This is a genomic window from Flindersiella endophytica, from assembly GCF_054779015.1.
Window position 1 is genome coordinate 490,886 of sequence record NZ_BAAGYY010000013.1, and the last position, 19,407, is coordinate 510,292.

Consider the following 19,407-nt stretch of genomic DNA (forward strand, 5'->3'; position numbering starts at 1 on the left):
GGGGTGTGGTGGGTCGTGCCTGTCAGTGGTGGGGCCCTCCTATGGGTGGCGGCTCCGCTACTCACTCCTCGCCGGCGAGGATCTTGCGGATCTTCTCGACTCGTTCGGCGTAGCCGCGTTCTGCTCCGTGGCGCGTTGGTTCGTAGTAGGTGCGGCCGGCGACCGCGTCGGGGGCGTATTGCTGGGCGGTCACGCCGCGGGGGTCGTCGTGGGCGTATTTGTAGGTTTCGCCGTGGCCCAGCTTCTTCGCGCCCTTGTAGTGGGCGTCGCGCAGGTGGGCGGGGACGGCGCCGATGCGGCCGGCCCGGACGTCTTCCAGGGCCGATCCGATCGCCTTCACGACTGCGTTGGACTTCGGGGCCAGGGCGAGGTGGATCACCGCCTGCGCCAGGTTGATCGCGGCCTCTGGCAGGCCCACGAAGGAGGCTGCCTGGTGGGCGGCGACCGCCACCTGGAGGGCCGTCGGGTCGGCCATGCCGATGTCCTCGCTCGCGAGGATCACCAGCCGGCGGGCGATGAAGCGCGGGTCCTCCCCCGCCTCGACCATGCGGGCGAGGTAGTGGAGCGAAGCGTCGACGTCGCTTCCTCGTAACGACTTGATCAGCGCCGAGGCCACGTCGTAGTGCTGGTCGCCGTCGCGGTCGTAGCGGACGGCGGCCTTGTCGACGGCTGTTGCGAGGGTTTCGACGTCGACGACCGTGACGCCCTTGGACAGGGCGGCGCCCGCGCCTGCCTCGAGGTAGGTCAGGGCGCGGCGGGCGTCGCCGCCGGACAGGCGGATCAGGTGTTCTTCGGCCGCGGGTTCCAACGTCACCGCGCCCGCGAGGCCTCGCTCGTCGGTCAGAGCGCGGTCGACGACGGACTTGATCGCGTCCTCGTCGAGGATCTCGAGGCGCAGCAGGAGCGAACGCGACAGCAGCGGCGAGATCACCGAGAAGAAGGGGTTCTCGGTCGTCGCCGCGATCAGCGTGACCCAGCGGTTCTCGACGCCCGGAAGGAGGGCGTCCTGCTGGGCCTTGGAGAAGCGGTGCACCTCGTCGACGAAGAGGACCGTCTCGCGGCGCTGGTTGAGCTGCCGCCGCGCGCGGTCGATGACCGCGCGGACGTCCTTGACACCGGCCGTCACCGCCGACAACTCGACGAACTCGCGGTTGGTCTGGCGGCTCACGATCGCGGCGAGGGTGGTCTTGCCGGAGCCCGGCGGGCCCCACAGCAGCAGCGACATCGGCTGGTCGCCCTCCACCAGCCGGCGCAACGGCGAGCCCGGGGCGAGCAGCTGCGACTGTCCGACCAGCTCGTCGAGGGTGCGCGGGCGCATGCGTACGGCCAGCGGCGCCGACTCGTGGTCGGCATCTGCCAGACTGCCCAGCCCGGCCGCACCGGAGCCCGGCACACGAGCCGGAGGCGTGCTGGGCACGTCGAACAACGCATCGCTCACGCTGCCACCCTAGACGGCGGCACGGACACCCGGCCTACTCGGGACTCTGACGGATGACCTGCGCCGATCCGTCCAACCAGCGGTCGACGACACGGTTGAACAGGTAGTGCAACAGGTTGATCGTGAGGATCGCAGGCGCGACGATCGCCACCGTGCCGGGGAACTCCGCCTCCAGCAGCAACGCCAGGATGATCGCCGTGATGCCGTTCTGCTGAGCGAACGCAAGGTGCACACGATCCCGGCCGTCCAGCCCCAGCGTCAACAGCAGACCTACGCAGATCTGGGCGAGGAACGCGGCGCCGCCGAGCAGCAGGCCGTCGACCAGGTTGACCCCCGGCACCAGCAGGATCCCGAGCATCACGAGCGAGATCAGGAACGCCGCCGGTACTGCCAGTTGGGCGATCCGATCCAGGTCGGGCCGGAAGAACAGCCCTGCCACGGCCAGTCCCGGTAACAGAAAGAACCCGACGGCCACCGCGATCAGGACGATGAGCACCACCCACGCCCAGGCTTGGTGCCGCCGGACCAGCCTCCAGACGGCATACGCGGCCAGCACGAGTCCGGCGTTCAGGCCGAGGTCGAGGAGGTACCCGGTCAGGTCGGTGCCGTGCAGCATGGGCTGGCCGCCCGGCCGGTGCATCATGCTCGCGGCCAGGACCGACGCGTACAGCGCGAGGACGACCGTCAGCGGATCGTCGAACGAGGACCAGGAGCCGAGAATCGCCTTGGCCCGCTCCGACAGCCGCGGATGCCGCATCACCTGGGCCACCGACAGCGGATCGATCTGGGCCACCGCGACTCCGAGCACCAGGAACAACGGTGTCCCCAGTAAAAGCGCCAGGGAGCCACCGATCAGAACGGCCTTCAACACCACGCCGACCGTGATCGCCAGCAGGATGATCCGCAGGTTCTGTTTGGCGGCCCGCCGGTCGATGGCGTACGTGCTCGCGAACAGTCCGACCGCGAGCAGCGCCGAGATCGCGTAGAAGTAGAGCTGCGAACTCTCCAGGCCGGAAAGACCGAGCAGTTTCCCGATGAGCAGCCCCACGCCGACGAAGGCGAGAGAGAGCAGCAGTTGGACCACCCCGGTCGCTCAGCGTTCCAGCTGGCTGATGGGTGGCAACCCGAACTGGGTGGTCCGGATCATGTCCACCAGGCCGCTGAGCTTGCGGTCGGTCGCGTTCACCTTCGGCTGGTCGAGCGTAACGCCGATGAGGTACTTGTCCCAGTCCACGAGGAAGTAGTAGACCGCCCCCTTCTCGACGTCGAGCACCGTACGGATCAACTGGCCGCCCTCGATGTCCTTGAACGAGGCGTTCAGCCGGTTGATCAGCCATTCCAGCCGGCGGCCGGCCCGTTCGTAGGCCGAACGGCGCTCCTCCCTGTCGGTGTTGACGAAGTAAGGGCTCAACCGGCCGGCCTCCAGCACGTCGATGTGGAAGTGGCAGACGCCCTGGACGTAGTAGGCGAGGTACTGCAGGTCGTGTTCGCTCAACTCCGCCTCACAGAGCTCACGGACGCCCTGGCTGCCGGCACCGATGCCGTCCTCGGCCTCCCAGATCGTGACGTCCGTCTGCTGGCCGGTCTCCTCACGGGGCTGGTGTCTCCGGTCGGGTGCCATCACCGCTGTCCCTTCCGTCCGCGTCCGGCTGGCCGGCGAATCCAGTGGCCCAGCGCCTGGCGCAGGGACGCGGACCCGGCCAGTACGCCGAGCAACGTCAATCCGAAGATCGACGAGATGAGCACAGGGTCGGAATCACCCTGGGTGGCGGCGCGTACGGTGACCGCCGCACCGATCGCCAGCAGCAGGAAGTTGAGTACGACGCCGCCCCGCGCTCGTTCGGGCGACCGCATTGCGGAGTCGACGAGGTTCCACTCCGGTGGGGCCGAGCCGTTCACCGCGTGGGCATCCGGGACCAGCTCTGCCGCGACTGGCCGCAGGTTGGCGATGAAGGGCGAGTCCTTCGACGGAAGGTCTCCCACCAGCGTCGCACGGGCGGTGTCGAAATCGAACGGAACGGCCGCCAGGCACTCGGTCTGGAACAGCCCGGTGGCGGACTGCCGGAGCACTGAGGGGTCCTCGAAGGCCTTGTTCACGATGAACCCGACAAGCTTGTCTGCCAGGTCGTGGCTGTGGAGCACCTCGACCAGGTGTTGCGAGCTCTGCAGGGAGGTGACGTCGGGTTCGACCACGAGGAGGATCTCGTCGACTTGCTCGCAGATCGCCAGCGACTCGTCGTCGATTCCGCCGCGGCAGTCGACGATGACCCATTCCCCGGTCTCCTTCAACCGGTCCACCAGGATTCCGAGCAGGTGCGGATAACGCTTCTGGTCGACATCGCGGAGCAGCCGGCTGTGGGCTCCGACCGGCAGCAGCAGGCACTGGGCGTTCTCCTGGTCGACGCCCCCACCGACGGGCCGCAGTAACGACCTGACCGACACCTGGCGATGTTGCTCGATCGCCAGCGCGAAGTCGGAGAAGCCGTCCCCTTTGCCGTGGGCCTGCTTCAGCCCGAGGTAGTACGACAGGCCGGCCGTGATCGGGTCACCGTCCATCAGGATGACCTGCTGGTGGTACCGGCCGATCTCCTCACCGATGAGCATCGCCAGGCCGACCGTGATCAAGGTCTTGCCGCTACCGCCCTTGCCCGAGACGACCGCCATCGACCGTGGCACGCCGGCTGTGTAGGGCGCCGTCATCGGGCGGTCCCTTCCTGCTCCCTGGCGGGATCGTCAGCCTGCTCCGTGGCGGGATCTCCGGCGGGCTGGACGGCCTCCGCGCGCCTCACCAGCTCCTGTACGACTTCGCGGTGCTCGTCGACGATCGGATCGGTCCTGTGCAGGACCTGCCCGCCGATCTCGACGAGCGTCCAGAGCAGGGTTGAAAGCACCACGCTGGCGAACGAGCTCAGCACGCACAAGGCGGGGAACTGGCCAGGGTCGACACCGAACCGGGTGACGAACATGGCGTACGCCGCCGGACCGCTGAGCAGGCCAAGCGCGCTCAGCACCAGGATCAGGGCGACGAATCCGAACACGACCTCATCGCCACGCGCCTGCAGGCGGATCAGGCCGGGCAGCCGGATTCCGAGGAAGCTGTCCGGACGGAGCTTGTCCTTCTGGGTTCGCCGCGGCAGGCGCAGTACGCCGGCCAGGATCCGGCCGCTGACAATGACCGAGACCACCAACAAGCCGAGCCAGGAGAACAGGAACAGCCCGCTGTCCTTCAACTGCTCTCGTGGTATGGCCTCCGCCCGGGTTCCCAACACGATTTGACCCCCCTCGTCGTGGACACCTGAATCGTAAGGCCCAACTCATTTCCATGGTCTGGTTTCACCACGATCAGTTACACGGTCGTAGCCGGTAGGAGGCGCGGCTGTCGCGGGTGAGCTCGCCGTGCGGTTCAGCCGCGGTCAGGTCAGGCGGACCCGCGGGTCGACCAGGCTGTAGACGAGGTCTACGACGATGTTCACGGTCACCACCAGCGCGGCCCCGAACAGCACGGTGCCCATGATCAACGGCAGGTCGCCCGTACGCACCGACGTCAGCGCGAGGTAGCCCACGCCCTTCAGGTCGAAGAGGAACTCGGTGAACACCATGCCGCCGAAGAAGCCGGCCAGGTCGAGCCCGAGGATCGTCAGCACCGGCCCGATCCCGGCGCGCAACGCGTGCCGGACGCTGACCCGCAGCGGCGACAGGCCCTTGGCTCGCGCCGTCCGTACGAAGTCCTCCCCCAGCGCCTCTACCATCGACGCGCGCGCGAACCGGGCGTAGCTGGTCGAGTTGTACAAGCCGACCACCACCCACGCGAGCACGAGCCCACCGGCCCACGCGAGCGGCCCCTCCTGCAGCAGCGGGTGGTATCCCGGCCGCGGGAACAGGTTCAGCTGCGCCGACAGCACCAGGAACGCCATCACGGCCACGACGTAGTACGGCACCGAGCTCACTGCCAGCGACAGTCCGACCAGTGCCTTGTCGAGCTTGGTCCCCCGGTTCAGCGCGGCCAGCACACCGAGGCTCACGCCGACCGTCACGAAGATGGCCATCCCTCCGATCGCGATCGAGACCGTGACCGGGATGTTCTCCTTCATGATCTGCAGCACCGGCCGGTCCTGGGCGAACGAGTAGCCGAGGCACGGCGCCGGGCACTCCTTCACCCAGCCTCCGGCGCGCAGCTCCCGCCCGGCGACGATGCCGCGCATGAACTCGCCGTACTGCCGCAGCACCGGCTCGTCCAGCTCGAGACTCGCCCGGATCGCCTGGTAGCGCACCTCCGGGCAGCGCTCGTCACCACACAGCGCGGCGGCCGGATCCTGCGGGCCGAGGAAGAAGAACGCGAACGAGCCGGAGGCCACCACGAACAGCACCGCGATCGCGGTGACGACCCGGCGGGTGAGGTAACCGAGCAGCTGCCCGTACGACTGCACGGCTCACGTCCTCGTCTTCGGGTCGAAAGCGTCGCGTACGGCGTCACCGAGCAGGTTCAGCGCCAGCACGAGCACCGCGATGCCGATGACCGGCTGCATGAGGTACTCCGGGTACGCGTCGAACCAGCCTCGCGCGTCCGAGATCGTCCGTCCCCACGACGGCGTCGGCTCCACGACTCCGATGCCGAGCAGCGACAGGCCGGCCTCCGCGCCGATGTAGGTCGGCAGCGCCAGCGAGAACGCCACGATGATCGGTCCGAGCAGGTTCGGCAGCAGCTCGCGGAACAACACCTGGTGCGTCCGTACGCCGATCGCGTGCGCCGCCTGTACGAAGTCGCGCTCGCGCAGGGACAGCACCTCCCCGCGGATCAGCCGGGCGGTACCCGTCCAGCCGAAAAGCGTGAGCACGGCGACCAGGATGACCAGCCGGACGGGACCCAGCACGGCTCCGGACGCCCCACGGAAGTAGGTGCTGACGACCGGCACCGCGGCGATCGCGACCAGCATCATCGGCAGTGACAGCAGTACGTCGATCAGCCTGGAGATCACCAGGTCGACGAGTCCGCCGAAGTAGCCGGCCAGCAGGCCGGCGACCGTCCCGATCACCGTGGTCAGCACAGCGGTGCTGAACCCGATCGCGAGCGAGATCCGGCAGCCCAGCACCCAGCGCGCGAACAGGTCACGACCGGTGTTCGGCTCCAGCCCGAACGGATGCTCCAGCCCGACACCGACCATCGGGAAGCCGAAGTCGTCGGTGAGCTCGGGATGGAAGCCGGTCGGGTCGGTGCCGGTGACCGCGATGATCACGTCGGCGAAGATCGCGATCAGCACGAACACGCCGACGACGGCCGCGCACGCCAGCGCGATCCGGTCGGCGAACAGCCGCGCCACCGCGATGCGCAGGGTGGAACGCGACGGGGTGCCGGCGCGGGCACCCTCGCCGCGAACAGCCAGGGTCATGAATCAGATCGCAGTGCCCGGAAGCTCGGTCTCGGCAGCGGTTACCTCCTCGACCAGCGCCTCGCTCGCCGCGACGTCCTCGGCGGTCGGAGGAGCGGCGAAGTGGCACGCGACCTTGTGCCCGTCGGCGAGCATCCGCAGCGGCGGCTCCTCCGTCGCGCAGATCTCCTGAGCCTTCCAGCAGCGGGTACGGAACCGGCAGCCCGAGGGCGGGTCGATCGGGCTCGGCACGTCGCCGAACAGCTTGATCCGCTCGCGGCGCCCACCGACCTTGGCCTGACCGACGTCGGGAACCGCCGACAGCAGGGCCTGGGTGTAGGGATGGTGGGGCTGGGCGTACAGCCGCTCGCGCGGGCCGTACTCCACGATCTTGCCGAGGTACATCACAGCGATGTCGGTGCAGAACTGCCGGACCACCGACAGGTCGTGCGCGATGAACACGAACGAGATCCCCTGCTCCCGCTGCAGGTCGCCCAGCAGGTTCATCACCTGCGCCTGGATCGACACGTCCAGCGCGCTGACCGGCTCGTCGGCAACGATCAGCTTCGGGCGGACGGCCAGCGCCCGGGCGATGCCGATCCGCTGTCGCTGGCCACCGGAGAACTCACTTGGATAGCGGTTGTAGTGCTCGGGGTTCAGGCCGACCCGCTCGAGAAGCTCTTGCACCTGGCTCAGGACCTGGTTCTTCGGCACGATGTTATGCACGCGAAGCGGCGTGCCGACGATCGCGCCGACCGTGTGCCGCGGGTTCAGCGAGGAGTACGGGTCCTGGAAGATGATCTGGATCTCGCGGCGGTACGGCAGCATCGCCTTGCGCGACAGGCCCGAGATGTCCTTGCCCTCGAACTCGATCGAGCCACCGGTCGGATCCTCCAGCCGGGTGAGCAGCCGCCCGGTGGTGGTCTTGCCGCAGCCCGACTCACCGACCAGGCCGACCGTGCCACCACGCTTGAGGTCGAAGGAGATCCCGTCGACGGCTTGCACCTGGCCGATCACGCGCCGGACCAGGCCGGTCGAGCGGACCGGGAAGTGCTTGACGAGGTTCTTCACCTGAAGCAGCGGTGCGGTCCCGTTGCTGGCCGGAGTGGCCTCGGCCACGTTAGTCGTCTCACTCACGCTCATCATTGACCCTTCTCAGCCGAGCCTCGGCAAGATCTCTTCGACAAAGATCTCGTCGGGATTCGGCAAGTGGCAACGGACCAAGTGTCCCGCTCCGCGTCCGCCCGGCCGAAGGTCGGGTAGGTCGTCGACGCACCGGTTGTCCGGCAGCCGCTTGGCGTAGGCGCACCGGGGGTTGAACGGGCAGCCCGACGGCGGGTTCAGCAGGCTCGGCGGGTTGCCCGGGATTGGCGTCAGCCGCGCGGACGGGTCGGCGGTCAGCGACGGCACCGACGTCAGCAGGCCCCAGGTGTAGGGGTGCTCCGGGTGAGTGAGGATCTCCTTGCCGGGGCCGTACTCGACGCAGCGCCCGGCGTACATGACCAGCACGTCGTCGGCCATCTCGGCGACCACGCCCAGGTCGTGGGTGATGATGATGATCGCCGACCCGAACTCGCGCTGCAGGTCCTGCAGCAGGTCCAGGATCTGCGCCTGCACCGTGACGTCCAGCGCCGTGGTCGGCTCGTCGGCGATCAGCAGCTTCGGGTCGTTGACGAGCGACATCGCGATCATCGCCCGCTGCCGCATACCGCCGGAGAACTGGTGGGGGAAGTCGTCGACGCGCCGGTTCGGCTGCGGAATGCCCACACGGTCGAGCATCTCGATCGCCCGCTGCTTCGCCTTCTTCTTGCCGGCACCGGGGTGGTGCTGCAAGTAGGCCTCGGAGATCTGGTCGCCGATCCGGTAGAACGGGTGGAGCGACGACAGCGGGTCCTGGAAGATCATCGCCGCGACGTTGCCGCGGATCCGCCGCATCTGCTGGTCGGACATGCCCACGACGTCGTCGCCGCCGACCGAGATGGTGCCGGTGATCGAGGTCCGGCGGTAGTCGTGCAGGCCCATGATCGCCATGCTCGACACGCTCTTGCCCGAGCCGGACTCGCCGACGATGCCCAGCGTCTTGCCGAGATCGACGGAGTAGCTCAGGTCTGTGACCGCCTGCACGATGCCGTCCGCCGTCGGGAACCGGACGGTGAGGCCCTCCACCCGCAGGAACGAGCCATCGTGGTCGCGGGTGGCCGCGACGGTTCCGGTTGTCTCTGTGCCCGCTTCAGGGCTCATGTCAGGGCTCATACCAGGCGCACCCTCGGGTCGACGAAACTGTAGGCGACGTCGACCACGATGTTCGCGATCACGATCAACGCCGATGCGAGCATGACGGTGCCCATCACCACGGGCAGGTCACCGCTCTGAACAGACTGCAGTGAAAGCCGTCCGAGTCCGTCGAGCTGGAACACCTGCTCGGTGAAGACCGCGCCGACCAGTACGCCCGCGAGGTCCAGGCCGAAGATCGTGATGATCGGGGCGATGGCGGCGCGCAGGGCGTGCTTGACGTAGACCTTGCGGTTGGCCAAGCCCTTGGCCCTGGCTGTTCGCACGTAGTCCTCGCCAAGGGTTTCCACCATGGAACCCCGGCTGAACCGTGCGTACTGGGTCGTGTTGTAGAGCCCCAGCACAACCCAGGCCAGCAGCAAGCCCTTGACCCATCCGATCAGGCTGCCGCCCTCACCGAACAAGGGTTGATAGCCCGTTCGCGGGAAGAGCTGCCAGGCCACGGCCAGGTAGAGATAGGCCAGGATCGCGATGACGATGTACGGGATCGAACTGATCGCGATCGAGACGCCCACGAGGCCCTTGTCCATGAGCGTGCCGCGTTTGACCGCGGCGATGGTGCCGAGCGTGACACCGACGATCAGGAAGATGGCGGCTCCACCGAGGGCGATCGAGACCGTCACCGGGATGCGTTCGGCCATGATCTGGGTGACCGGCCGGTCCTGCCGGAACGAATAACCGAAGCAGGGGGCCGGGCACTCCTTCTTCCATTCGCCGGCGCGCAGCTCGCGCCCGACGAAGATGCCGCCCATGAAGTCGGTGTACTGCTTGACCTTCGGCTGATCCAAGCCGAGGGCGCGTTCGATGCGTTCGATCCGCTCTGGAGGGCAGTTCCGCGTGCCGCACTGCGACTCAGCCGGGTTTACCGGCCCGAGATAGAACAGCGCGAACGTCGAGATCGAGATAGCGAACAGCACGAGAACGCCGCTCAGCAGCCGCCTGATGATGTAGCCAGTCATGACCCGGGTTCTTCCTGCTTGACTGTTACAAGTCTTTTAGAGGTCTTTCAACTGATGTGAGTCGGACGAGATCAGGGGTGGGAAGAGCTCTCGCCCTTCCCACCCCCTGAAACCGGCTACTTCTTGACGTACATCTCGCTGAAGCTCGGCATACCGGCGAACTCGTTCCAAACGACGTTGCCGATCTTCGAGCCGTGCACGATGACGTTTCCACCGGCACCGGTCGGGATCACCGGGATGTACTCCTCCATGAGCTTCTTGTCCAGAGCCGCCCACTGAGTGGACGCCTGCTCGGCCGGAAGCTTCATGATCCGGTTGACGTCGTCCTGCAGCCACTGGAACTCAGGCAGCAGCGGGTACGACGGGTTCGGGCCGCCCGCGTCCAACGACTGCTTCGGCAGCCACTGAGCCGGGAACACCGACGAAGCGGAGTTCCAGTCCAGGCACCAGCCACCGGAGCGGATGTTGGCCTTGCTGTCCTTGTTGCTGTTCAGCGAACGGATCTCGGCAGCCGCGGCCGGGATCGCCTGGACCTTGAAGCCGGCGGCCTCGAGGCCCTTCTTGCGAGCCAGCGAAGCGTCGACCGCAAGCGGGTTCTCCTGGTTGTAGTACCAGGTCAGCTTGTAGTTGAGAGCGTTCGCCTGCTGGAGCAGCTTCTTGGCCTCGTCGGGCTTGCCCGGGCCAGTGCCGCCCGTACCGAACACGTCGTACTTCTGGACGCCCTTCAACACCGGCGTCAGGATGCCCCACGACGGGTCCCACGTCACGCCAGGAATGGCACCACCAGCGGTGTTGACCTGGTCGTACGGGTAGGCGACACCGATCGCCTTACGAACGTTCTTGTCCTTGATCTTGCGCAGGTCAAGGTAGAGGTAGTTCGTGCAGGTGTCCGAGCCCTGGACCATGCGGTCCCCGGCCTTCTCCTTCGCCAGCGTGTAGTCCTCAGGGCTCAGGCTGGTGTAGGTGGTGGTCGTCTGGTCCGGACCGTGGTCCTCGATCAGCGCCTTGTTGAACACCGTGGAGTCCTGGGCGAACTTGAACGTGAAGCCGTCGGGGTACTGGTGACGCACCGGGTCGGTCTTCGGGTCCCAGTTCGGGTTCTTCACCAGCTGCAGCTCGACGCCCGGCGTGTACTTCTTGAACATGTACGGGCCGGTGGCCATCGGGTGGTTGCCGTAGTCGGTCTTGGTGTCCTTGGCCTTCGGGATACCGGTGAACGACGGGAACGCCGCGTAGAAGCCCATCTCCGAGAACGGCTGCGCCAGTTTGACCGACACCGTCTTGTCGTCCGGAGTCGTGACCGCCGGGAAGTTGTCGCCGTCCTTGAACGGCCCCTTGTACTTGTCGCCGCCGGCGTAGAACTGCGGCGAGTACGGCGGGCCGTCGGGCAGCTCCTCGATCGCCAGCTGCCGCTTCATCGCGTACGCGATGTCAGCCGCCTTGACCGGCGAGCCGTCCTCGTACTTCAGGCCGTCACGAAGCGTCCACTCCCACTGGGTGAAGTCCTTGTTCGGACGACCCAGGTCGGTGGCCATGTCGGGCACCAGCACCGACTTGCCGTTGACGATCTTGTACGTGGTGAGACCTCGGGTCACCAGCGACATGATCTGCAGCGCGTCGGTGTAGTAGACCCGGGTCGGGTCGAAGGTGTCCGGCACGGAGTCGGTCACGACCGTGATCGTGCCGCCCTTCACCGCACCCTTGACCTCCGCGGCCGGCGCTGGAGCGTCCGCCCACGTGGAGCCGATCTCGGCTGCCTTGGAGCTCTGGCTGGGCTTTGGCGTGTCCGTGCTCCCCCGCTCGGAGGGAGACCCGCACGCCGCGGCCGCAATGGCTACGACGCTGGCGAGGACCGCCAGTCTCTTCCATCGCATTAAAGTGTTTCCTACCTTTCTTAACCGTCGATCCTCAGGCCGGTGTGAGACATCGTCACGGTCACCGCCGAGTCTTCGGGTCGAAGGCGTCGCGCACCGCGTCACCGAGCAAGTTCAGCGACAGGGTGAGCAAGGCCAGACCCAAGAGTGGAAGCCAGAGATACTCCGGCATGATCTGGACGTAGGACTGGGCGGACGAGATCATGCGCCCCCAGGATGGCGTCGGCTCGATCAGGCCGACACCGAGGAACGAGAGTCCGGCCTCCGCGCCGATGTACGCCGGCAGCGCCAGCGACAGCGACACGACGATCGGCGCGATGAGGTTCGGCAGCAACTCCCTGAGCATGATCGCGCGGGTGGGTACGCCGATCGCTCGGGCCGCCTGCACGAACTCGCTCTCGCGCAGGGAGAACACCTGACCTCGGATCAGCCGGGCTGTGCCCGTCCAGCCGAAGAACAGCAGGATGCCCACCAGCGTCCACAGCCGCGCGGTCGCGACCGCCTCTTCGCCCGCGTCCTGCATCCAGGAGCCGACGATCGGCGCCAGCGCGATCGCCATCAGCAGGAACGGCAGCGAGAGGAGGTAGTCGATGACCCAGGAGATCACCCGGTCGACCCAGCCGCCGAGGAAGCCGGCGGCCAGACCGATCAGCACACCGAGAGTGGTGGTGCCGACCGCGGCGGCGAAACCGACAATCATCGAATAGCGCGCGCCCATCACCCAGCGGGCGAAGATGTCGCGGCCCGTGCGCGGCTCGACCCCGAACGGGTGCTCCGCCGACCAGCCGATCTTCGGCAACGAGGTCTGCGGGTCGATCAGGATGTAGTTCTGGTCGAGGTTGGTGTGGGTGATCTTGATCAGGACGTCAGCGAGGAACGCGATCAGGATGAAGACGATGACCACCACGGCGCAGACCACAGCGATCTTGTCCTTGCGCAGTCGCTCGAAGGCGATGCGGGTCGGCGACTTGCTCTCGACTGCCGATGCTTGCCTGACCGGGGTCCCCGGCCCTTCTACCGCTACATCGAGCAATGGTTCAGCCATTAGCTGCCTGTCTGCCTTCCTGCCCCGCGAGCCAGGGGTCTTTGGCCCATCTGTCGCAAGACACTAAACGATCGCGTTTCTGATGGCACCAAAACCCGGGTTACGATTTGTAAACGCTTGACATCACAAAAAGTGCACGCGTTGACACTTTACGAAACCGGCTTGGCTGTGCTTTCCCCACCCGTCTTCGCAGGAGGCGCGTCGATACCGGCCTCCTTGCGTTGGGCAGGCGTGATCACAGACGGTGCTCCGGTCAGCGGATCGGACCCCGAAGCCGTCTTCGGGAACGCGATCACGTCGCGGATCGACTCGGTGCCGGCCAGCAGAGCGCATACCCGGTCGAGGCCCATCGCGATGCCGCCGTGGGGCGGAGGACCGTAGGCGAACGCCTCGAGCAGGAAGCCGAACTGGCTCCTGGCCTCCTCCTCCGACAGCCCGATCACCTCGAACACACGCTGCTGCATCGCGCTGTCGTGGATACGGATCGAGCCGCCGCCCAGCTCAGTGCCGTTCAGCACGATGTCGTAGGCCTGCGACAACGCCTGGCCGGGGTCGTCGGCGAAGCGGTCCGCCCACTCGGCGCTGGGAGCCGTGAACGGATGGTGGATCGCCGTCCAGCCGGCCGACCCGTCGGGCAGCTCGATCTTCTCGAACATGGGTGCGTCGACGACCCAGACGAACTCCCAGCGGTCGTGGTCGATCAGGCCACAGCGTTCGCCTATTTCCAACCGGGTGGCGGCCAGCAGCCCGAGCGCCTCGGACCGGCTGCCGGCGGCGAAGAAGACACAGTCGCCGGGCTTGGCACCGGCGTGGTCGGCCAGGCCGGCGCGCTCGGAGTCCGAGAGGTTCTTGGCCACCGGACCTGACAGCTCGCCGTCCGAACCGACCAGAACGTACGCGAGTCCCTTGGCGCCCCGGGACTTCGCCCACTCCTGCCACGCGTCGAGCTCCTTGCGGGCCTGGGAGGCGCCGCCCGGCATGACGACCGCGCCGACATGTTCCTTGCCCTGAAAAACGCGGAACGGTGTTTGCGAGAAATACTCCGTGAAATCGACCAATTCGCACCCAAAGCGCAAATCCGGACGGTCAATGCCGTACCGGCGCATTGCTTCGGCATATGTCATTCGCGGAATTGGCAGCTTGATGTCATAGCCCGCTACCTCCGACCACAGCTTGGCGAGCACCTGCTCGGTGAGGGCGATGATGTCGTCCTGCGAGCCGAACGACATCTCGACGTCGAGCTGGGTGAACTCCGGCTGCCGGTCGGCGCGGAAGTCCTCGTCGCGGAAGCAGCGCGCGATCTGGTAGTAGCGCTCCAGGCCGGCGACCATCAGCAGCTGCTTGAACAGCTGCGGCGACTGCGGCAGGGCGTACCAGTGCCCTGGCTGCAGGCGCACCGGCACCAGGAAGTCGCGGGCGCCCTCCGGAGTGGAGCGGGTGAGGTAGGGCGTCTCGACGTCGAGGAAGTCGTTCTCGTCCATGACGTCGCGGATCAGGTGCGTGACTTTGGAACGAAGCCGGAGGTTCGCGGCCATCTCGGCGCGGCGGAGGTCGAGGTAGCGGTACTTCAGCCGGATCTCCTCGTTCACCGGCGTGGCGTGGTGCTCCTCCACCGGGAACGGGAGTGGCGCGGCCGTGCTCAGCACGTCGACCTCGGAGGCCACGACCTCGACCTCGCCCGTGGGCAGGTTGGGGTTCTCGTTGCCCTCGGGTCGGCGGTTGACCTCGCCGACGATCCGCAGGCAGTACTCCTGCCGCAGCCCGTGCGCCGCACTCTCGTCGCGGATCACCACCTGCACGATGCCCGAGGCATCGCGCAGGTCGATGAATGCCACTCCCCCGTGGTCGCGGCGCCGGGCCACCCAACCGGTGAGAGTGACGATCTCGCCGATCTGGCCGGCGCGTACGGAACCGCATTCATGCGTACGAATCACTCAAACTCCTGTTCCTGAGATGTGCGGGCGCAAGTCTTCCACTGGTGGCATCCAGGTCTCGGCATCAGCCCGCACCTGGTCGCCGGAGCGGATGTCGCGGACCTCGTTGCCGCCATCGGCCTGGGGGAACCAGACGTACGGTATGCCCCGGCGGTCGGCGAAGCGGATCTGCTTGCCGTACTTGCTGGGCTCGGGCATGACCTCGGCCGGGATGCCGCGGGCACGCAGGGCCGCCGCGATCCGCATGGAGGCCGGACGGGACTCCGCGTCGGGTAGCGCGACCAGCACGCAGGTCGGGACCGAGCGGGTGGCGGTCAGCAGGCCCTTGCCGACGATCCGGCCCATCAGACGGGTGACGCCGACCGAGATGCCGACACCGGGGTACGTCGTGTTCGCCGCCGAGGAGGTGTCCGTGGCGAGCGAGTCGTAGCGGCCGCCGGAGCAGATCGAGCCGAGTCCTTCGTGGCCCGACAGCAGCGTCTCGTAGACCGTGCCGGTGTAGTAGTCGAGCCCGCGCGCGATCCGCAGGTCGGCGACCAGCAGGCCGGGGGCGTACTCCGCCGCGGTTTCGACGACGCGGGTCAGCTCTTCCAGGCCCTCGTCGAGCAGGGGGTCGGAAACGCCGAGCGCGCGTACCCGGTCGGCGAACGAGCCGTCCGGGCTGGAGATCTCCGCCAGCGTCAGGCAGGCCCGGGCCTGGGCCTCGGTGCAGCCCTGCTCGACCAGGGCGGCGGCCACGTTGTCGGGGCCGATCTTGTCGAGCTTGTCGACCGTACGCAGGACGGCTTGGGTGTCCTTGATGCCGAGGCCGCGGTAGAACCCCTCGGGGATCTTGCGGTTGTTGGTCTGGATCAGGATCGGCGGCAGCGGCAACCCGGCGAGCGCCTCGGCGACCACGAGCGGCAGCTCGACCTCGTAGTGGAACGGGAGGCTGTCCTTGTCGACGATGTCGATGTCGGCCTGGGTGAACTCGCGGTAGCGGCCCTCCTGCGGGCGTTCGCCGCGCCAGGCGCGCTGGATCTGGTAGCGGCGGAACGGGAACTGCAGTTTGCCGGCGTTCTCCAGGACGTACCGCGCGAACGGCACGGTCATGTCGAAGTGCAGGCCAAGGCCCCCGGAAATGTCACCGTCGTCGGAGCTGTCGTCGGACTGCAGCCGGCGCAGGAGGTAGATCTCCTTGTCGGTCTCGCCCTTGGACAGCAGGCGGTCCAGCGGCTCGACTGCGCGCGTCTCGATCGACGCGAAGCCGTAGAGCTCGAACGTGGACCGCAGCCGGTCGAGCAGTGCCTGCTCGACGATGCGGTCGGCGGGCAGCCATTCGGGATAGCCCGATAGCGGTGTCGGTTTGCTCATTGTTTGTGTACGTCGCTCCTGTGCGGGCGCCGGGATTGTCCTTTGGTAAGCGTTACGCCGCGAGACCCTGCAGATAGGGATTGGTGCGGCGTTCCCGGCCGATGGTCGTCTGGTCGCCGTGGCCGGGCAGCACCACGGTCCGGTCGTCGAGCGGCAGCACCTTGGTCGCAAGGCTGCGCAGCATCGCCGGATGGTCACCGCCCGGCAGGTCGGTGCGTCCGATCGAGCCAGCGAACAACAGATCGCCGGCGAACATCAGCTCGGGACTGTGCTCGTCGCCGGCTGGGTCGTCGCTGGGCACGCGGAACGTCACCGACCCCCTGGTATGGCCAGGGGTGTAGTCGACGACGAACCTCAGACCGGCCGGTTCGAGCACCGTCTCGTCGGCGAGCTCACGAACGTCGTCGGGCTCGGCGAACGTCTCACCGCCACCGAGCAGCGCTCCGGCCCACTCCTTCGGCAGGCCGGCCAGCGGGTCGGCGAGCATGGGCCGGTCAGCGGCGTGCACCCAGCACGTCGCGTCGTAGGCGCCGGTCACCGGCAGCACCGACCACATGTGGTCAATGTGCCCATGGGTCAGCAGGACCGCAACTGGTTTGAGCCTGTACTCGCGTACGGTCTCGGCGACCACGGGGGCGGCATCCTGGCCGGGGTCGATGACCACGCACTCGGCGCCGGGTTCGGTCGCGACTACATAACAGTTCGCGGCGAACACTCCGGTCGGGCCGTACCAAACCCGGGGGCGACCCTCGACCCCGAAGGCGGTCAGGAGCACAGTCAGTCCTCTTTGCGCGCATTTGTCGGGCTTCTGACCGAGCCTCGCCGGCACAGCCACCCGTCCTACTGGTCGGTCACAGCCTAAACGGCGGGGACTGCTGCGGATTCACCCCCAGCAACACAAGCTCCAACCCCTAGACTGACTCTCCGTCGTCACAGCCGGAAGGTATGTCTGTCAGAGACTCGTAGGGATAAGCAGGGGACGGGTATACGTGGTCAACAAGAAGCAGCGTCAGCGGGCACTGGCCAGGCAGAAGTGGGAACGCCAGCAAGCACGCCGGGTGGAGCAGCGCCGCAAGGCCAGGCGCCGGGGCGTCATCGGGGGTGCCGTGGTGGCGGTTCTCGCGGTCGGACTCGGTTCGATGGGCGTCTGGTGGGCGGTCCGGGACGACGGGACAGCAGCGCCCAACCCGTCGACGACCGCGACCACGCCGGCCGCGACGCCGTCCGTACCCGTGGACCTGCCGCTGCTGACGACACCCACGCCGACGACCTCGACCACCCCGAAGGCTTCGCCTTCGCCGACCGCCACGGGCGCGCGATGACAAGCGGCAGGCCGGCGGTCTCGGTTCGGAAAATCATGGCGGCAGCAGGGCCGTCATCACGTACGGTGAGAAGTCAACGTTCGGACGGCTCGCGGAGATTCGGTAAAAGCTTCGGGGGCGGCCGACCCGGGACACAACTGATCGTCCAAGATGTCAAGGTCACTGTTACGTGACACTTGTGCACAAGCCATGGAGAAGCAGTGAGCGCAACCTCTGAGGAGCCCTGGGGCCGAGTCGACGACGATGGGACGGTCTACGTCCGCACCGCCGACGGCGAACGTGCCGTGGGGTCCTGGCAGGTCGGCGATCCGGAGGGGGCCCTGGCCTTCTACCGCCGCAAGTACGAAGCTCTCAGCGTTGAGATCGAACTGCTGGCATCCCGGCTCGAAAGCGGTGTGCTCGCGCCCGACGACGCGGAGAAGTCGCTGCGCAAGGAGCGCCGCAACGTCGAGCAGGCCCAGGCGGTCGGAGATCTCGACGCGCTCCTGCGCCGCCTGTCGGCGCTCGACGAGGTGGTGTCCAAGCGCCGTGTCGAACGGCGGGAGGAGCGCAAGCGCCAGCTCGACGAGGCTCGCACTGCCAAGCAGGCGATCGCGGCCGAAGCGGAGACGCTGGCGGCCGGCTCCGACTGGCGGCACGGTGTGGGCCGGTTCCGGGAGTTGCTCGACCAGTGGAAGGCGCTCCCCCGCCTCGACAAGGCGACCGACGACCAGCTGTGGCGTACCTTCTCGACCGCTCGGACGGCCTACACACGGCGGCGCAAGCAGCACTTCGCGGAGCTCAACGCGAAGCGCGAAGACTCCCGGGTGGTCAAGGAACAGCTGGTCAAGGAGGCCGAAGAGCTCTCCGACTCGACCGAGTGGGGCCGGACTTCCGGACGCTTCCGTGACCTGATGGCGCGGTGGAAGGCGGCCGGCGCCGCTCCGCGGGATGTCGAGGACCAGCTGTGGAAGCGGTTCCGGGCGGCCCAGGACCGCTTCTTCGCGGCGCGGAACGAGACGCAGGCGGCGCAGGACACGGAGTTCAGCGCCAACCTGGAGGTCAAAGAAGAGCTGCTCACCGAGGCGGAGGCGCTGCTTCCGGTGCGTGACCATCGGTCGGCGCGGGAGGCGTACCGAGGGATCCTCGAGCGCTGGGACGCCGTCGGGCGGGTACCGAAGACTGCTGTCCGGTCTGTCGAGGGGCGGCTGCGGAAGGTCGACGAGGCGATCAAGGCGTCGGAGTCCTCCGAGTGGCGGCGGACGAACCCCGAGACGCGGGCTCGGGCGAACGCGACGTTGACGCAGCTGCATGACTCCATCGCCGAACTGGAGCGCGACGTCGAGAAGGCGCGCACCCGAGGGGACGCGCGGAAGGAACGGCAGGCCCAGGAGGCGCTGGAGGCGCGGAGGGCTTGGCTGGCTGAGGTGGAGAAGACGCTCGGCGAGTTCGCGTAGGCGTACGGGCTGGGGGTGTCCCAGGGGCTGGGGTCTGTCTTTGTCGGGGGCCTGTCCCAGTGGCCCGGTTGCCGTTTTCGGGCGTGGCCGGCGTCGCGGCCTCCACTACGGCATGCTTTCGTCGGATGGTGGGCCGGTCGGCGTTGTTCGACGCGTGCCTGGCCTGTGCGCCAGCACAGTCTGATTCCTGGCTTCCCGGAACCCCACCCGTCGGACGCGACATGCTTGCATTTGGCCGGCGATGCCCAGGGGCGCAAGGCCAAAACCAAAGCAGACCGAAGGCCGGCAGCCTTGCGGCCCTGGGCAGCGTCGGCTAAACCTTCGGTGGCGCGTCCGGCGGGTGAGGGGCCGGGAAGCCCCCGGTTCCGAGCCCTGAGTGTCCGACCCG

General features: G+C 67.5%; 17 protein-coding genes. 2 read left to right on the forward strand and 15 right to left on the reverse strand.

Features of this window, described 5'->3' with window-relative positions; genetic code table 11:
* Positions 1 to 61 precede the first annotated feature (61 nt).
* The 15 genes from ACYVF6_RS14600 to ACYVF6_RS14670 all read right to left on the reverse strand — a co-directional run bounded on the left by ACYVF6_RS14600 (position 62) and on the right by ACYVF6_RS14670 (position 17,030).
* On the reverse strand, positions 62 to 1,438 hold the full coding sequence (locus ACYVF6_RS14600; protein WP_460521289.1) for a replication-associated recombination protein A: 1,377 nt from the start codon (positions 1,436 to 1,438) through the stop codon (positions 62 to 64).
* A gap of 34 nt (positions 1,439 to 1,472) precedes the next feature.
* Positions 1,473 to 2,522 carry a cation:proton antiporter gene (locus ACYVF6_RS14605; RefSeq protein WP_460521291.1) on the reverse strand — a complete coding sequence of 350 codons (1,050 nt, stop codon included), beginning with the start codon at positions 2,520 to 2,522 and terminating at the stop codon, positions 1,473 to 1,475.
* A gap of 9 nt (positions 2,523 to 2,531) precedes the next feature.
* Complete coding sequence (locus ACYVF6_RS14610) at positions 2,532 to 3,059, reverse strand: hypothetical protein (protein WP_460521293.1); 528 nt, start codon at positions 3,057 to 3,059, stop codon at positions 2,532 to 2,534.
* Positions 3,059 to 4,138, reverse strand: coding sequence for an AAA family ATPase (locus tag ACYVF6_RS14615; RefSeq protein ID WP_460521295.1), 1,080 nt, complete (start codon positions 4,136 to 4,138; stop codon positions 3,059 to 3,061). Before ACYVF6_RS14615 ends, ACYVF6_RS14610 begins: the two co-directional genes overlap by 1 nt.
* Entirely contained in the window at positions 4,135 to 4,707 is a 573-nt protein-coding gene (locus ACYVF6_RS14620) for a hypothetical protein (protein ID WP_460521297.1), read from the reverse strand. The genes ACYVF6_RS14615 and ACYVF6_RS14620 overlap by 4 nt, the downstream gene beginning before the upstream one ends.
* Positions 4,708 to 4,851: 144 nt before the next feature.
* On the reverse strand, positions 4,852 to 5,865 hold the full coding sequence (locus ACYVF6_RS14625; RefSeq protein ID WP_460521300.1) for an ABC transporter permease: 1,014 nt from the start codon (positions 5,863 to 5,865) through the stop codon (positions 4,852 to 4,854).
* A gap of 3 nt (positions 5,866 to 5,868) precedes the next feature.
* On the reverse strand, positions 5,869 to 6,825 hold the full coding sequence (locus ACYVF6_RS14630; protein ID WP_460521302.1) for an ABC transporter permease: 957 nt from the start codon (positions 6,823 to 6,825) through the stop codon (positions 5,869 to 5,871).
* A 3-nt stretch (positions 6,826 to 6,828) separates the two neighbouring features.
* The gene (locus ACYVF6_RS14635) at positions 6,829 to 7,947 is read right to left on the reverse strand and encodes an ABC transporter ATP-binding protein (RefSeq protein ID WP_460521638.1); all 1,119 of its coding nucleotides are present in this window, start codon (positions 7,945 to 7,947) and stop codon (positions 6,829 to 6,831) included.
* A 12-nt stretch (positions 7,948 to 7,959) separates the two neighbouring features.
* Positions 7,960 to 9,045, reverse strand: a complete 1,086-nt coding sequence (locus ACYVF6_RS14640; protein ID WP_460521304.1) for an ABC transporter ATP-binding protein — start codon at positions 9,043 to 9,045, stop codon at positions 7,960 to 7,962.
* Positions 9,046 to 9,053: 8 nt separating this feature from the next.
* A complete protein-coding gene (locus ACYVF6_RS14645; protein WP_460521306.1) occupies positions 9,054 to 10,055 on the reverse strand; it encodes an ABC transporter permease in 1,002 nt (333 codons plus the stop codon).
* Between the two features lie 116 nt (positions 10,056 to 10,171).
* Positions 10,172 to 11,929, reverse strand: coding sequence for a periplasmic substrate-binding domain-containing protein (locus ACYVF6_RS14650; protein WP_460521308.1), 1,758 nt, complete (start codon positions 11,927 to 11,929; stop codon positions 10,172 to 10,174).
* Positions 11,930 to 11,990: 61 nt separating this feature from the next.
* A complete protein-coding gene (locus ACYVF6_RS14655) occupies positions 11,991 to 12,974 on the reverse strand; it encodes an ABC transporter permease (RefSeq protein WP_460521310.1) in 984 nt (327 codons plus the stop codon).
* A 149-nt stretch (positions 12,975 to 13,123) separates the two neighbouring features.
* The gene (gene aspS / locus ACYVF6_RS14660; protein WP_460521312.1) at positions 13,124 to 14,908 is read right to left on the reverse strand and encodes an aspartate--tRNA ligase family protein; all 1,785 of its coding nucleotides are present in this window, start codon (positions 14,906 to 14,908) and stop codon (positions 13,124 to 13,126) included.
* Positions 14,909 to 16,261: a histidine--tRNA ligase gene (hisS, locus tag ACYVF6_RS14665; protein WP_460521314.1), complete on the reverse strand. Its 1,353-nt coding sequence runs from the start codon at positions 16,259 to 16,261 to the stop codon at positions 14,909 to 14,911. It abuts the gene before it with no gap.
* 52 nt (positions 16,262 to 16,313) lie between these two features.
* On the reverse strand, positions 16,314 to 17,030 hold the full coding sequence (locus tag ACYVF6_RS14670; protein ID WP_460521640.1) for an MBL fold metallo-hydrolase: 717 nt from the start codon (positions 17,028 to 17,030) through the stop codon (positions 16,314 to 16,316).
* A gap of 220 nt (positions 17,031 to 17,250) precedes the next feature.
* Between ACYVF6_RS14670 and ACYVF6_RS14675 the strand changes: the two genes are divergently transcribed.
* Together ACYVF6_RS14675 and ACYVF6_RS14680 are read left to right on the forward strand one after the other, a co-directional pair.
* A complete protein-coding gene (locus ACYVF6_RS14675; protein ID WP_460521316.1) occupies positions 17,251 to 17,583 on the forward strand; it encodes a hypothetical protein in 333 nt (110 codons plus the stop codon).
* 200 nt (positions 17,584 to 17,783) lie between these two features.
* Positions 17,784 to 19,019 (forward strand): DUF349 domain-containing protein, encoded by a 1,236-nt coding sequence (locus ACYVF6_RS14680; RefSeq protein ID WP_460521318.1) that lies wholly within the window; start codon positions 17,784 to 17,786, stop codon positions 19,017 to 19,019.
* Positions 19,020 to 19,407: the final 388 nt, after the last annotated feature.